The following is a 12,932-nucleotide window of genomic DNA, read 5'->3' on the forward strand; positions in this document are numbered from 1 at the left end:
CGGAATGCGTGTAGAGTGTTCCTTAACAACTAATGAGGAACAAAACATGCTGGTAAACGGTAAATGGACGGCGGAATGGCACCCGGTGCAGGCCACTGATGAGAAAGGCGGCTTTGTGCGCCAGACTTCAAGCTTCCGCCACTGGGTCAGCGCGGACGGCAGCACGGCGTTTGCCGCCGAGCCGGATCGCTATCATCTGTACGTTGCGCTCATCTGCCCGTGGGCGTCGCGCACGCTGATAGCTCGCAGGTTAAAGGGGCTGGAAGCGGTCGTCAGCGTGTCGGTGGTTGAACCGCAGCTGACCGATGAAGGCTGGCACTTTGGCGACTTCCCCGGCGCCGACCGCGACACGCTAAATCACGCCGACTATCTGCACCAGCTCTATACCTGCGCCGACGACAGCTTTACCGGGCGCGCCACCGTGCCGGTGCTGTGGGACAAGAAAACCGCCACCATCGTCAGCAATGAATCGGCAGATATCGTGCGCATGTTTAACAGCGGCTTTGGTGCGCTGGCAACGGGCATTATTGACCTTTATCCTGCTGCACTGCGCAGCGAGATAGACCTGCTGAACGCCGAAATCTACCCGCGCCTGAACAACGGAGTTTATCGCGCCGGGTTCGCGACGACTCAGGAGAGTTACCTTGAGGCGTATCACGACGTGTTCGGCATGCTCGACGAACTTGAATCACGCCTGCAGCACGGCGGCCCTTATCTGCTCGGCAGCGCGCTGACCGAAGCGGATATCCGCCTGTTCGTCACGCTGATCCGTTTTGACGTGGCCTACCACGGTTTGTTTAAGTGTAATCAGCGCCAGCTGCGCAGCTATCCGGCGCTGGACGGCTATTTACAGCGCATGCTGGCCCTGCCCGGCGTGCGCGACACGGTGAATATTGACCATATCAAACACGGCTATTATTCGATTAAAGCCCTGAACCCGAACGGTATTGTTCCCGCCGGGCCGGATATGCAGGCTTACGGTTTTTAACGTTTACAGGAGGCCGCAAATGGCCGACAAATTAGTCATTTTACTCCACGGCGTTGGCAGCAGCGGCGACGATCTGGCAGGACTGGGCGACCACTGGTCAGCAGCCTTGCCCGACGTCAGCTTCGCCAGCCCCAATGCGCCGTTTCATTTTCCGCACGGTGCGGGCTGGCAGTGGTTCAGCCTCGACGGCATTACACCGCAGAATCGTCCGGCGCGGGTCGCTGCCGCGCGTGAAGCGTTTGACCAGACTTTGCAGGCGATACTCGACCAGCATCAGATGGGCGATCGGCTGCATAACGTGGTGCTGGTTGGCTTCTCGCAGGGGTCGATTATGGCGCTCGATGCGCTGGTCTCCGGGCGCTGGCCGGTCGCTGGGCTGGTAGCCTTTTCTGGCCGCCTCTCCTCGCCTGAGCCGTTTAGCCCCGCGCTGAACACGCCGGTACTGGTGATCCACGGTATGGCCGACGGAGTGATCCCGGTGCAGGAGAGCGAATCGGCCGCCCAGCGCCTGCGGGCTCATGGCGTCACGGTCGACAGCCAGTTTGAACCCGGCGTCGGCCACACCATTTCCGCGCAGGGCGCGCAGAAAGCGGCGGCGTTTATTGCGGCACGGTTAGCGTAAATCGGGCGAGGCATGCCTCGCCCCTACCCATGCCCAGCATCCTTATAACGCTGATGGCGTTTCCTGCTCCTTACGATGGCGGCCTGTCACCGTCGCGATCAGACCTGGAAGGCACATCCCCAGCAGGATAAGTCCTCCACCCAGTAGTACATTTCCAGACAAGTTCTCACGCAGCAGCCAGACGGCAAAAAGCGCCGAAAAGACGGGTTCGAGGTTATAAATCAGTACGGCACGTGTTGGCGTGGTATAGCGTTGATAATGTGTCTGCACCCAGAAAGCGATAACGGTAGAAAATAGAGCCGTTACTATCAGGGCAATCACCAGCGTGCTATCCCACACCTGCGGAAACCACTGTCCGCCCCTGATATGCTGAATAAACATAATCACCAGCGCCATGGTGGCAATTTGTAAAAAAGTGAGTGCCGTGTTGTCGTGTCGGGCACTTAATTTATCCAGTGCAAGGATATGCAACGCGGTAAACACCGAACCAATGACGACCAGGGAATCTCCCCACTGCAACTGCCAGCCGTGAATATCTGACATCAAAAATAACCCTGCCACGCCAAACAGCGTTGCCAGAATAGCGTCGATAGAGGGTAATTTTCCCGCCAGCGGTCCGGAAAGTAATAGCACCCAAATGACGGCCAGCCCGGCGAGAAAACCGGTATTCGATGCCGTGGTCATTTGCAATCCGAGGATCAGAAAGACAAAAGCGGCACCCAGCAGCAAGCCCAGCGCTACGCCAGCAGCCAATGTCCGGCGCCCAATGGCGACCAGGTTTCTGGCACTCAACGGCAACATCACCAGAGCAGAAAGCAGAAAACGTAATCCCAGCACCATCAGTACCGGATGCATATCCACGGCCTGCTTCATTACCGGAAAACCAATTCCCCACCCAGCCGCTACGCATACCAACAACAGCTCAGCCACCCAGCGTTTGCGCATTGATAATCTGTTCATGATGTGCCCCTCAAGCGGTGAGCAGTACTGGTTATTAGCTCAAGTGCGTGGCCAAGCTCATCAGCATTTGTCGTGTTGCTAAAGCTCAAGCGAATAGCAGACTCCAGGGACATTTCGCTTAACCCCATAGCGGTCAAAACGTGACTGAATTTCTGTTCTGCTGAATGGCAGGCAGATGCACTGCTTAATGCCACCTTCATCTTAAGCTTTTTCAATAAGGTGCTGGCTTTGATGCCGGGCAGGGAAAAATTAATCGTATTGGGCAGGCTTTTGTCGCGACAACCGTTAATGCTGGCGTCAGGAAATTGCGACAGCAGTTGCTCGATTGCTTTCTGCTTCATGTCACGGTGTCGGGCAAGGACAGCAACATGGTTGGAGATAAATAACTCTGCGGCCTTAGCCATTCCCGCCACACCCGGCAAATTAACAGTTCCGCTACGCACGCCCCACTCTTGACCGCCGCCATGAATGAGTGGCGAACCGAGGAGGAGTTCAGGCTTTGAACAATAGAGTGCACCGATCCCTTTGGGTCCGTAAAACTTATGTGCTGAGAAGCTGACAAAATCAGGCTGATATTCTCGTACGGAAAAAGGCAGTTTTCCAACAAACTGCGCAGCATCAGTGTGAAACAAAATACCGTGCTGTCTGGCAATCTCTCCAATCTCTCGCAGCGGTTGCAACGCACCCGTTTCATTGTTTGCTGCCATGATACTGATCAAACGGGTTTCTGGCCGGATGGCAGCAATTAGCCGATCAATCCTGATAACGCCCTGGAAGTCGACGGGCAAATAGGTCACTTCGCACCCCCGCTTTTCCAGATACTCGCAGGATTTAAGCAGGCACTTATGCTCAATGGCGCTGGTAATGATGTGTACTTTCCCCCGCTGGGAAAAAGAGTCAGCGACGGATTTGATCACCATATTGTTGGCTTCGGTCGCCCCGGAATTAAAGAACAGGTTTTCGGGTGCGGCTTCAATCATCTGTGCAACGACTGCGCGACACTCTTCAAGGTAAGTATTGGCCTTGATGCCCTCAAAATGATTGAGAGAGGCGGAGTTTGCATAATATTCCTCCATGCAATAAAAAACCGTCTCTCTGACTGCCGCAGCCGGGGCTGTTGTCGCGTTATTATCAAGGTAAATCATAACAGCGGACCCTTTTGACCATCGATACGGCAGATTTCACCCTCATCATCACCAAAGAATACATTTGTGATATCAACAGTAACTTTCTCCCTACTTAATCCACCCTGCAGAACTTGCAGCGCAATCTTTCCTTGTGAAATTTTATTTCTGTCTGCGAGATCGGACCAATCAACAATGAGAAAATGATCGCATTCAAAAAAACGTTGTCTTAATTTTAATAACACGTCCTTGTAATGCTGGGAGATAATTGCCGGGCACTTAGCGATAAAGGTACTCCCTTGCCTTTTGGCAAGCAGGAACTCACTGTCATCAGGTGCACGTACTTTAATCTCATCATAATTGCCATTTTCTGTCAGCATTAATCCATCACATCCATTTTTAATGGATTTTTTTATGGTATCAATGGCACGGTTTTTACTGGTGCGTTCCGAGAAAATCATAAGCTTATCGCGCTTTATTAACTTACTGGCCCCAATAAAAGCTTCCAGCTCTTCCGGCAGCGAGGCCACACTCTGCTGGCTGATAACAGGTGTGATAGTACATTGTTCGTCTGCGCACGAAAGGCCTAAATCATCTGCCAGAATGCCATAAACTAATTTAATATTTTTATTGTATTTCTTGATGAGTATTGAACCGATATGGACTGCATCTTTTAATGAATTGAGACAGAAATCGTCCACCCCGAATCCTGTATTGAAATGCCCAGCCTCAAGATAAACAACTAATTTACCCTCTGAATTTTTATAATTATCATCTATTGATGATAACAGCGGTTCAATATATGAAGATACAGCATGGTCGATACAAGATAATGACATGACTCGTCCTTGATTGACTAAATTATAATTTCAGCGGAAGATTAAATCGAGTAATTATTAATAATCTGGCAGGAAGGAAAAAATTAAAATCGGCTCCATGATTTTACAACTCCTTGAATTAGCTTATGCGTTTATTTAATAACTTTGTGCAAATTTCAGAAATAGTAAAACATGTTGGTTAAGCAGGTACAACCAAAACATGCAGATTTATTGACTAAAAAAAGGCACTTCCATTGCCATTTCAATCGCACAAATCAATAAAAACCCAATAAAACAACAAGTTGAAAAAACATAGTTTTCATCAAAAATTAATAAGCATTCACTTTTTTTAACTATTCAGTCAGCGTGTACGCTGCATTATTCGGCATAATCCGCAATCACCGGCGGCGGCGTCAGCGGCAGGTGGAGGATAAAACGCGCACCGCCCTGCGGGTGGTTCTCAACGTGAATCTCGCCGCCGTGCAGGGTGACAATCGCCTGGCAGATTGCCAGCCCCAGCCCGACGCCCGGCACCGCCGACTCTTTATTGCCGCGCGAAAACTTCTCAAAAATCAGCTGCTCCTGCCCGCCCGTAATGCCCGGTCCGCGATCCCACACTTCCAGCTGGAGCTGCCGTTCGGCGGCGCGGGCGCGGATACCGATCTCGGCCTGCCCGGCGTACTTGAGGGCGTTCTCCAGCAGATTGGTCAGCACCCGCTCCATCAGCGGGCCGTCAACGTCAATCAGCAGCAGCTCGCCCGGCAGATCGAGCTGCACCTCGCGCCCGGCCAGCGACGGAGCCATCTGGCGCAGCGTGCTGCCGATCAGCTCATCCAGCGCCATCCATTCGCGCTTCAGGTTGAAGCCGCCGGACTGCAGACGCGCCATATCCAGCAGGTTATTCACCAGCCGCACGGTGTTCAGCGTCTGCTCGCGCATCGCGCTGGCCTGCGGAGCATACGGTGAATTCTCGGCGGCGAGATCGAGGGTCAGGATTTCCGCCTGGCCGAACAGCACCGTCAGCGGAGTGCGCAGATCGTGGGAGAGCGCCGACAGCAGCGCGTTACGCAGCTGCTCGCGCTCGGCGGCCAGCCGTGATACCGCTTCGCGCTGGCTCAGGTTCATGCGCTCCAGCGCGTTGGCGATCAGCACGGTAAAGGTCTCTACCAGCCGCTGCTGTTCAGGGATCATCAGCTGGCGCAGGTTGCGCGGTTCGAGGATCAGCAGCCCAAGCGTCTCGCTACCGCTTTTTAGCGGCAGCATCTGCCACGGCACGCCGGGCAGCGTATCGGTGCCCGCGCCCGCGGGCTGGCCCTTATCGAAGCTCCAGCGCGCAATGGCACGGTCCGGCACCGCGCTGAGATGGGTTTCACCCACGGCCACCAGCTCGCCGTTTTCATCCGGCAGATAGAGCTCGCAGCTGGCCTGCAGGGTGCTTTCAACGCTGTGCTGGAGCGTAGCGGCAATATCGCGCTGGCTCAGCGCCCGGCTCAGGGATTTCGCCATCTCATACAGATGGTGCGCCCGCTGTTCGCGATAGCGCGCCACCCGCGCCTGATAGCGCACCCCGGCGGTGAGATTACCGACGATCATCCCCACCGCCAGCATCACGCCGAAGGTCACCAGATACTGCACGTCGGAGACCGCCATGGTGCCGGTCGGCGCAACAAACACCAGATCGAAGGCGACGATATTCAGCAGCGTGGCCACCACCGACGGCCAGCGCCCGTAGCGTAGCGCGACAATCACTACCGCCAGCAGATAGACCATCACCAGGTTGACTGAATCGACGGCGGGCAGCAGCCAGCGCCCGGCCACGGTCACCAGAGTACACAGCAGCAGCGCCGCCGCACAGCCGCGCAGCTGAGCCTGCCATTTGTGTTCACTGCTGCGCGGGGCCAGCGGGCTGGCGGCTTCCGGCGGCGGGTCATCCAGCGCGACAATCAGAATATCGAGGTCAGGCCCGAGTTCACCAAGCCGGTCGGCAAAACGTTCACGCCACCAGCGCCTGGTCGGGCGGCGGCCAATAATGATTTTGCCGAGGTTGTGCTGGCGGGCATAGCGCAGCACCGCGCTGGCTTCGCTCGGATCGGAAAGCGTTGCCGTCTCCGCGCCGAGATCGGCCGCCAGCTGCAGGGTGCGCAGGATGCCGCGCCGCCGCGCTTCGGACAGGCGATACAGCCGCGGGGTTTCGACATACACCGCGTGCCAGGCGCTGTCGAGCCGCGCCGCCAGCCGCGCCGCGCTGCGCACCAGCTTTTCGCTGCCGCTGTTGTCGCCGATGCACAGCAGAATAGCATCGCGCGTGTGCCACACTTTCTCCCGCCCCTGGGTGTCACGCCAGGCACGCATCTGGTCGTCGACGCGGTCGGCAGTACGGCGCAGGGCCAGTTCGCGCAGAGCGATCAGGTTGCCCTTGCGGAAAAAGTTTTCGATGGCGCGTTCGGCCCCTTCGCCAATGTAAACCTTGCCCTCTTTCAGCCGCTGACGCAGGTCGTCCGGCGGCAGGTCCACCAGCACCACTTCATCGGCGGCATCGAAAAACGGGTCCGGCACGGTTTCGCGCACGCGCACGCCGGTCACGCCGCCAACCACGTCGTTGAGGCTTTCCAGATGCTGCACGTTGACGGTGGTCATCACGTCGATGCCGGCATCCAGCAGCTCCTCAATATCCTGCCAGCGTTTGGGATGGCGCGAGCCACGGGCGTTACTGTGCGCCAGCTCATCCATCAGGATCACCGCCGGATGACGGGCCAGGGCAGTATCAAGGTCGAACTCCGGGTGGCGATGCTGGCCGGTGGCGCGGCGCGGCAGCAGCGTCAGGCCGTCGAGCAGCTCCGCCGTTTCGGCGCGGTTGTGGGTCTCCACCACGCCGACCAGCACCTCCAGCCCCTGCGCGCGCAGGCGCCGTGCCTCCTGCAGCATCGCGAAGGTTTTGCCCACCCCGGCGCAGGCGCCAAAGTAGATTTTCAGCTTGCCGCGCCCGCTGTGCGCCGTCTGGCGCAGCAGCGCATCCGGGTCAGGCCGCTGGAGTTCGTCGTTCATTGGTTTCCTTAAGGTATAAAACCTCGGGCGAGGCATGCCTCACCCCTACCAGATCGGCGTAGGGGGTCGGACATGTCCGACCCGATGTTATTTATCGCTGTAATTCATCCAGCGCCATATTCAGTGCCAGCACATTGACCCCCGGCTCGCCGAGAAACGCCGGGCGCGGCGTGACGGTGTTATCGGCGATCAGGCGCTGCACTTCCTCAATGGGCAGATGGCGCGCCGAGGCCACGCGAGCCGCCTGAAACGCCGCCGCCTGCGGCGAAATCTGCGGGTCCAGCCCGCTGCCGCTGGCGGTCACCAGGTCGACCGGCACCTGTTGCCCGCCCTGTGGATTTTCCGCGCGCAGTGCCATAACCCGCTGTGCCACCGCCTGGTCCAGTGCCGGGTTGCTGCCCGCCAGATTGCTGCCGGAAGAGGCCAGCGCATTATACGGCGCATCACCCGCCGCTGAAGGGCGCCCGTGAAAATAGTCGGCGCGGGTAAAGTTCTGGCCGATCAGCGCCGAGCCGCGAACGGTGCCCTGTTCGCGCAGCAGCGAGCCGTTAGCCTGCTGCGGAAACCACCACTGCGCAAGGCCAGTGGTTAACAGAGGATAGAGCAGCCCGGTGACCAGCGTAAGCAGGATCAGTAAAAACAGTGCGGGACGTAACTGACTCATCATTATTCTCCTTATGCCAGGCCGGTGACGGTCAACAGCATATCAATTAGTTTGATGCCTACAAACGGCACCAGCAGCCCGCCCACGCCGTACAGCCACAGGTTGCGGCGCAGCAGCGCGGCGGCACTCAGCGGGCGATAGCTCACGCCCTTCAGTGCCAGCGGGATGAGAAACACAATCACCAGCGCGTTAAAGATCACCGCCGAGAGAATGGCTGAATTGGGCGAGTGCAGCTGCATCACGTTTAGCCTGTCCAGCTGCGGATAGGTCGCGGCGAAGGCGGCCGGGATAATCGCAAAGTATTTCGCCACGTCGTTGGCGATACTGAAGGTGGTCAGCGAGCCGCGCGTCATCAGCATCTGTTTGCCGATGTGCACCACCTCCAGCAGCTTGGTCGGGTTAGAGTCGAGATCGACCATGTTGCCCGCCTCTTTCGCCGCCTGGGTACCCGAGTTCATCGCCACCGCCACGTCGGCCTGCGCCAGCGCCGGGGCATCGTTGGTGCCATCGCCGGTCATCGCGACCAGACGCCCTTCGGCCTGATACTGGCGGATCAGCGCCAGCTTGGCTTCCGGGGTCGCTTCCGAGAGGAAGTCATCCACCCCGGCTTCAGCGGCGATCGCGGCGGCGGTCAGCGGGTTGTCCCCGGTGATCATCACGGTTTTGATGCCCATTTTGCGCAGCTCGGCGAAGCGCTCTTTAATACCGCCTTTCACGATGTCCTTCAGCTCGACCACGCCCAGCACGGTCGGCCCGTCGCACACCACCAGCGGCGTACCGCCCGCGCGCGCGACCTGCTCCACCAGGCCGTTCACTTCCGGCGGGAACTGGCCGCCGTTGCTGTCTATATGGCGGCGCACTGCGTCCACCGCCCCTTTGCGGATCGCCCGCTGCTGCACGTTGACGCCGCTCATGCGCGTCTGCGCCGAGAATGGAATAAAGGTGGCGTCCATGCTGGCGAGGTCGCGTTCGCGCAGGTTAAATTTCTGCTTCGCCAGCACCACGATGCTGCGCCCTTCCGGGGTTTCATCCGCCAGCGAGGCCAGCTGTGCCGCATCGGCCAGCCGTTCTTCACTGACTCCCGCCGCGGGCAGGAACTGCGTGGCCTGGCGGTTGCCGAGGGTGATGGTGCCGGTTTTGTCCAGCATCAGCACGTCGACATCGCCCGCCGCTTCCACCGCGCGACCACTGGTGGCAATCACGTTGGCCCCCAGCATGCGGCTCATGCCCGCCACGCCAATCGCCGACAGCAGCCCGCCGATGGTGGTGGGGATCAGGCAGACCAGCAGCGCCACCAGTACCGTGACGCTCACCGCGCTGCCGCCCCAGGCGGAGAACGGATAGAGCGTGGCGGTCGCCAGCAGGAAGACGATAGTCAGCGCCACCAGCAGAATGGTCAGCGCGATCTCGTTGGGGGTTTTGCGCCGCGTAGCCCCTTCCACCATCGCGATCATGCGGTCGAGGAAGGTTTCGCCCGGGTTGGCGCTGCACTGGATAACCAGCCAGTCGGAGAGCACGCGCGTGCCGCCGGTCACCGAAGAGAAGTCGCCGCCGGACTCGCGGATCACCGGGGCAGATTCGCCGGTGATGGCGCTCTCATCCACCGATGCGCCCCCCTCCAGCACTTCGCCGTCGCAGGGGATAGTATCGCCCGCTTCCACCAGCAGCCAGTCGCCTTTGCGCAGGGATTCTGCTGCCACCGGCTGATGGCTGGCGCCATATTTCGCCTCCGCCAGCTTCTTGGCCATAATGGTTTTGGTCACGCCCTTCAGGCTGTTGGCCTGCGCCTTGCTGCGCCCTTCCGCCAGCGCTTCGGCGAAGTTGGCAAACAGTACGGTAAACCACAGCCAGACGGCAATCGCGCTGGTAAAACCGGTCTCGCCGGGGGTTTTGCCGCTGGCAATGGCGATCGCCAGCAGCGTGGTCACCACGCTGCCCAGCCACACCACAAACATCACCGGGTTGCGCCACTGGGTGCGCGGGTCGAGCTTTTTCAGCGCATCGACCAGTGCAGTGCGCAGCAGCGCGCCGTCAAACAGTGCCTGTTGATTACGACTCATGACTCATTCCGTCCTTACGACAATAACCAGGGGCGCGGCATGCCTCGCCCAATGGTCGCTAGCGGGTCGGGCATGCCCGACCCCCACGTTAACTCAGGTGTTCCGCCACCGGCCCTAAGGCCAGCGCCGGGATAAAGGTCAGCGCACCCACCAGCAGCACAGTGCCAATCAGCAGGGCAATAAACAGCACGCCGTGCGTTGGCAGCGTGCCCTGACCTGCGGGCTGAACCTTTTTCAGCGCGAGGGAACCCGCAATCGCCAGCACCGGAATGATGATGCCGAAGCGGCCAACCAGCATGCAGAACGCCAGCAGCAGGTTCCAGAACGGGGTGTTGGCGCTCAGGCCCGCAAAGGCGCTGCCGTTGTTGTTCGCCGCTGACGACACCGCGTACAGCACCTCGGAGAAACCATGGGTGCCTGGGTTCGCCATGCCGCTGCGCCCGGCCTCGGTCATCATTGCCAGCGCGGTGCCGAGCAGCACCAGGCAAGGCGTGACGAGGATCGCCAGGGCGGTCATTTTCATCTCCCAGACGTCGATTTTTTTCCCGAGGTACTCCGGTGAGCGACCGATCATCAGCCCGGCGATAAACACCGCCAGCAGCACAAACAGCAGCATGCCGTACAGCCCGGCCCCGACGCCGCCGAATACCACCTCACCAATCTGCATCAGCCACATCGGTACCATGCCGCCAAGCGCGGTAAACGAGTCATGCATGGCGTTCACCGCCCCGCACGAGGCCGCGGTGGTGATCACTGCAAACAGGCTGGAGTTGAGAATGCCGAAGCGCGTCTCTTTACCTTCCATATTGATGGCGCTATCGGCGCCGAGCGTGAGGAAATGCGGATTGCCATTTAGCTCGGCCCACATCACCACCACCACCGCCCCCAGGAACATCAGCGACATTGCCCACAGCAGCGTGTGCCCCTGACGGCGATCGCGCAGCACGTCGCCAAAGGCAAAGCACAGCGCGGCCGGGATCAGGAAGATCGCCAGCATCTGCACAAAGTTGCTATACACGGTCGGGTTTTCAAACGGGTGCGCGGAGTTGGCGTTAAAGAAACCGCCGCCGTTGGTACCGATCATCTTGATCGCTTCCTGCGAGGCCACCGGCCCCATCGGCAGCGTCTGCTTGACCCCTTCCAGCGTGGTCAGGCTCAGGTAGCCGTCGGTGTTTTGCAGCACGCCCTGGCTGACGAGGAACAGCGCCATCAGCAGCGACAGCGGCAGCAGCACGTAGAGCGTGATGCGGGTGATATCGCGCCAGGCGTTACCGAGGTCGCCCACTGCGCGGTTAACGAAGCCGCGCATCAGCGCAAAGGCCACGGCGATCCCGGTGGCGGCAGAGAGGAAGTTCTGCACCGTCAGTCCAACCATCTGGCTGAAATAGCTCAGGGTGCTCTCCCCGGCGTACGCCTGCCAGTTGGTATTCGTGACAAAGCTAACGGCGGTATTCAGCGCCAGGTGCCAGCTGAGGTTGGGCAGCTGCTGCGGGTTAAGCGGCAGCGACGCCTGGTTCATCAGCAGGATAAACAGCAGCAGCAGGCCGCAGGCGTTAAACAGCAGGATAGCCACAAGGTAGCGCTGCCAGTTCATGCCCGCCGGGCGCACGCCGCTTACGCGCCATAGCACACGTTCAAACGCGCCAAGGCCCGCTAACGGGCGATCCTCCACCAGCCGCGCCAGCCCTTTGCCCAGCGGGCGGGCCAGCAGCATCAGCAGCGCCAGATAGCTGGCAATCAGTAAGAATGCAGGGGCAGCCATCAGAACGCCTCCGCATTGATCAGGGCATACACCAGGTACGCCAACAGCATAAAGACCAGCACAATTCCGCTTATTACGGCAACGCTCACAACACACCTCCAGAGGCGTTTCAGGTTGCAGCTATTGTTGCGAGCGGCGTGCAAAGTTGATGTAAAAATAGGGGGGCGAGGTGTAAAAAAAGTATAAAAATGCGCAGGATTAGCACGAAATTTAATCTGACTGCACCAGGGAGTTCAGGCACAATGACAACACAAACGACACCACAAAGGATTCACCCCATGCCCACCATCCATTTCCGAATTGATGATGAGACGAAGCGTCTGGCGATGCAGGCCGCTGAACGCCGTAAGGTCAGCCTGACGGAACTGATGCGCCAGCGCGCAGAGGAACTTGCTGCCGAGGAGCGGGAATATCAAAACGACAGCCACGATCGCTGGCTGGAAATGCAAATTGCACAGGCGTTTAACCGCTTTGATGCGGGGGAAAGCGAATTTGTCAGCGATGAACAGGCGAATGCCCATATGGACAATCTCAAAGTGCTGGCGGCTAAAGGTGAGTTATGAAATATCAGGTCCGGTGGGCAACGGCCGCGCTCGCTGACAGGGAAGCAATCTTTCGCTATCTGTACCGTGAAGCCGGTTGCCCCGTTGCCACACAAACAGATGAGAAATTTGTCGCGATGAGTCGCCTGCTGGCTGAGCAGCCTCAAAGCGGTGTCGTTATCAGCGGCAATGACAAGCGCCGCAGGCTGACCCTGTCCCATCTGCCTTTTATCATGGTTTACGCCATCAGCGCGCAGCAGATATCGATTCTGCGCCTACTGCATACCTCACGCAAAGTGAGCGCCCTTTACCGCTGAACCAGCCAGCCAGCCAGGGGGTCGGGCATG

Annotated in this window: 12 protein-coding genes; 4 read left to right on the plus strand and 8 right to left on the minus strand. The window is 58.7% G+C overall.

Annotated elements, in window-relative coordinates; translation table 11 throughout:
• Positions 1 to 46 precede the first annotated feature (46 nt).
• A complete protein-coding gene (locus tag ACLI4M_RS08815) occupies positions 47 to 988 on the plus strand; it encodes a glutathione S-transferase family protein (RefSeq protein ID WP_133622458.1) in 942 nt (313 codons plus the stop codon).
• Positions 966 to 1,610 carry an alpha/beta hydrolase gene (locus tag ACLI4M_RS08820; protein ID WP_366521326.1) on the plus strand — a complete coding sequence of 215 codons (645 nt, stop codon included), beginning with the start codon at positions 966 to 968 and terminating at the stop codon, positions 1,608 to 1,610. Before ACLI4M_RS08815 ends, ACLI4M_RS08820 begins: the two co-directional genes overlap by 23 nt.
• 42 nt (positions 1,611 to 1,652) lie before the next feature.
• Here the strand turns inward: ACLI4M_RS08820 and ACLI4M_RS08825 are convergent, their stop codons facing one another.
• The 8 genes from ACLI4M_RS08825 to kdpF form a co-directional block, all read right to left on the minus strand.
• Positions 1,653 to 2,555, minus strand: a complete 903-nt coding sequence (locus ACLI4M_RS08825) for a DMT family transporter (RefSeq protein ID WP_224750557.1) — start codon at positions 2,553 to 2,555, stop codon at positions 1,653 to 1,655.
• An 11-nt stretch (positions 2,556 to 2,566) separates the two neighbouring features.
• On the minus strand, positions 2,567 to 3,715 hold the full coding sequence (locus tag ACLI4M_RS08830; RefSeq protein ID WP_048918673.1) for a cysteine desulfurase family protein: 1,149 nt from the start codon (positions 3,713 to 3,715) through the stop codon (positions 2,567 to 2,569).
• The gene (locus tag ACLI4M_RS08835; protein WP_133622456.1) at positions 3,712 to 4,533 is read right to left on the minus strand and encodes a hypothetical protein; all 822 of its coding nucleotides are present in this window, start codon (positions 4,531 to 4,533) and stop codon (positions 3,712 to 3,714) included. The genes ACLI4M_RS08830 and ACLI4M_RS08835 overlap by 4 nt, the downstream gene beginning before the upstream one ends.
• 357 nt (positions 4,534 to 4,890) lie before the next feature.
• Complete coding sequence (gene kdpD, locus ACLI4M_RS08840) at positions 4,891 to 7,557, minus strand: two-component system sensor histidine kinase KdpD (protein ID WP_133622455.1); 2,667 nt, start codon at positions 7,555 to 7,557, stop codon at positions 4,891 to 4,893.
• Between the two features lie 91 nt (positions 7,558 to 7,648).
• Positions 7,649 to 8,221: a potassium-transporting ATPase subunit KdpC gene (gene kdpC, locus ACLI4M_RS08845; protein ID WP_133624987.1), complete on the minus strand. Its 573-nt coding sequence runs from the start codon at positions 8,219 to 8,221 to the stop codon at positions 7,649 to 7,651.
• Between the two features lie 11 nt (positions 8,222 to 8,232).
• Positions 8,233 to 10,281 carry a potassium-transporting ATPase subunit KdpB gene (gene kdpB / locus ACLI4M_RS08850; RefSeq protein WP_048917803.1) on the minus strand — a complete coding sequence of 683 codons (2,049 nt, stop codon included), beginning with the start codon at positions 10,279 to 10,281 and terminating at the stop codon, positions 8,233 to 8,235.
• 88 nt (positions 10,282 to 10,369) lie between these two features.
• Positions 10,370 to 12,043: a potassium-transporting ATPase subunit KdpA gene (kdpA, locus tag ACLI4M_RS08855; protein WP_048917804.1), complete on the minus strand. Its 1,674-nt coding sequence runs from the start codon at positions 12,041 to 12,043 to the stop codon at positions 10,370 to 10,372.
• Entirely contained in the window at positions 12,043 to 12,132 is a 90-nt protein-coding gene (gene kdpF / locus ACLI4M_RS08860) for a K(+)-transporting ATPase subunit F (RefSeq protein ID WP_099754023.1), read from the minus strand. Before kdpF ends, kdpA begins: the two co-directional genes overlap by 1 nt.
• Before the next feature lie 189 nt (positions 12,133 to 12,321).
• On the opposite strand from kdpF, the gene ACLI4M_RS08865 reads away from it, so the two are divergent.
• Positions 12,322 to 12,606, plus strand: a complete 285-nt coding sequence (locus tag ACLI4M_RS08865; RefSeq protein ID WP_133622454.1) for a damage-inducible protein J — start codon at positions 12,322 to 12,324, stop codon at positions 12,604 to 12,606.
• Complete coding sequence (locus ACLI4M_RS08870; protein WP_133622453.1) at positions 12,603 to 12,902, plus strand: type II toxin-antitoxin system RelE/ParE family toxin; 300 nt, start codon at positions 12,603 to 12,605, stop codon at positions 12,900 to 12,902. Before ACLI4M_RS08865 ends, ACLI4M_RS08870 begins: the two co-directional genes overlap by 4 nt.
• The last annotated feature ends 30 nt before the right edge of the window (positions 12,903 to 12,932 follow it).

Origin of the sequence: Erwinia sp. LJJL01 (genome assembly GCF_047300805.2) — a bacterium.
Taxonomy (GTDB): domain Bacteria; phylum Pseudomonadota; class Gammaproteobacteria; order Enterobacterales; family Enterobacteriaceae; genus Erwinia; species Erwinia aphidicola.

Coding starts and splice junctions, on each gene's coding strand:
- kdpD (WP_133622455.1), bottom strand. CDS start 7,557: ATGAACGACGAACTCCAGCGGCCTGACCCGGATGCGCTGCTGCGCCAG.
- ACLI4M_RS08830 (WP_048918673.1), bottom strand. CDS start 3,715: ATGATTTACCTTGATAATAACGCGACAACAGCCCCGGCTGCGGCAGTC.
- kdpA (WP_048917804.1), bottom strand. CDS start 12,043: ATGGCTGCCCCTGCATTCTTACTGATTGCCAGCTATCTGGCGCTGCTG.
- kdpC (WP_133624987.1), bottom strand. CDS start 8,221: ATGAGTCAGTTACGTCCCGCACTGTTTTTACTGATCCTGCTTACGCTG.
- ACLI4M_RS08865 (WP_133622454.1), top strand. CDS start 12,322: ATGCCCACCATCCATTTCCGAATTGATGATGAGACGAAGCGTCTGGCG.
- kdpB (WP_048917803.1), bottom strand. CDS start 10,281: ATGAGTCGTAATCAACAGGCACTGTTTGACGGCGCGCTGCTGCGCACT.
- ACLI4M_RS08825 (WP_224750557.1), bottom strand. CDS start 2,555: ATGCGCAAACGCTGGGTGGCTGAGCTGTTGTTGGTATGCGTAGCGGCT.
- ACLI4M_RS08835 (WP_133622456.1), bottom strand. CDS start 4,533: ATGTCATTATCTTGTATCGACCATGCTGTATCTTCATATATTGAACCG.
- ACLI4M_RS08815 (WP_133622458.1), top strand. CDS start 47: ATGCTGGTAAACGGTAAATGGACGGCGGAATGGCACCCGGTGCAGGCC.
- ACLI4M_RS08870 (WP_133622453.1), top strand. CDS start 12,603: ATGAAATATCAGGTCCGGTGGGCAACGGCCGCGCTCGCTGACAGGGAA.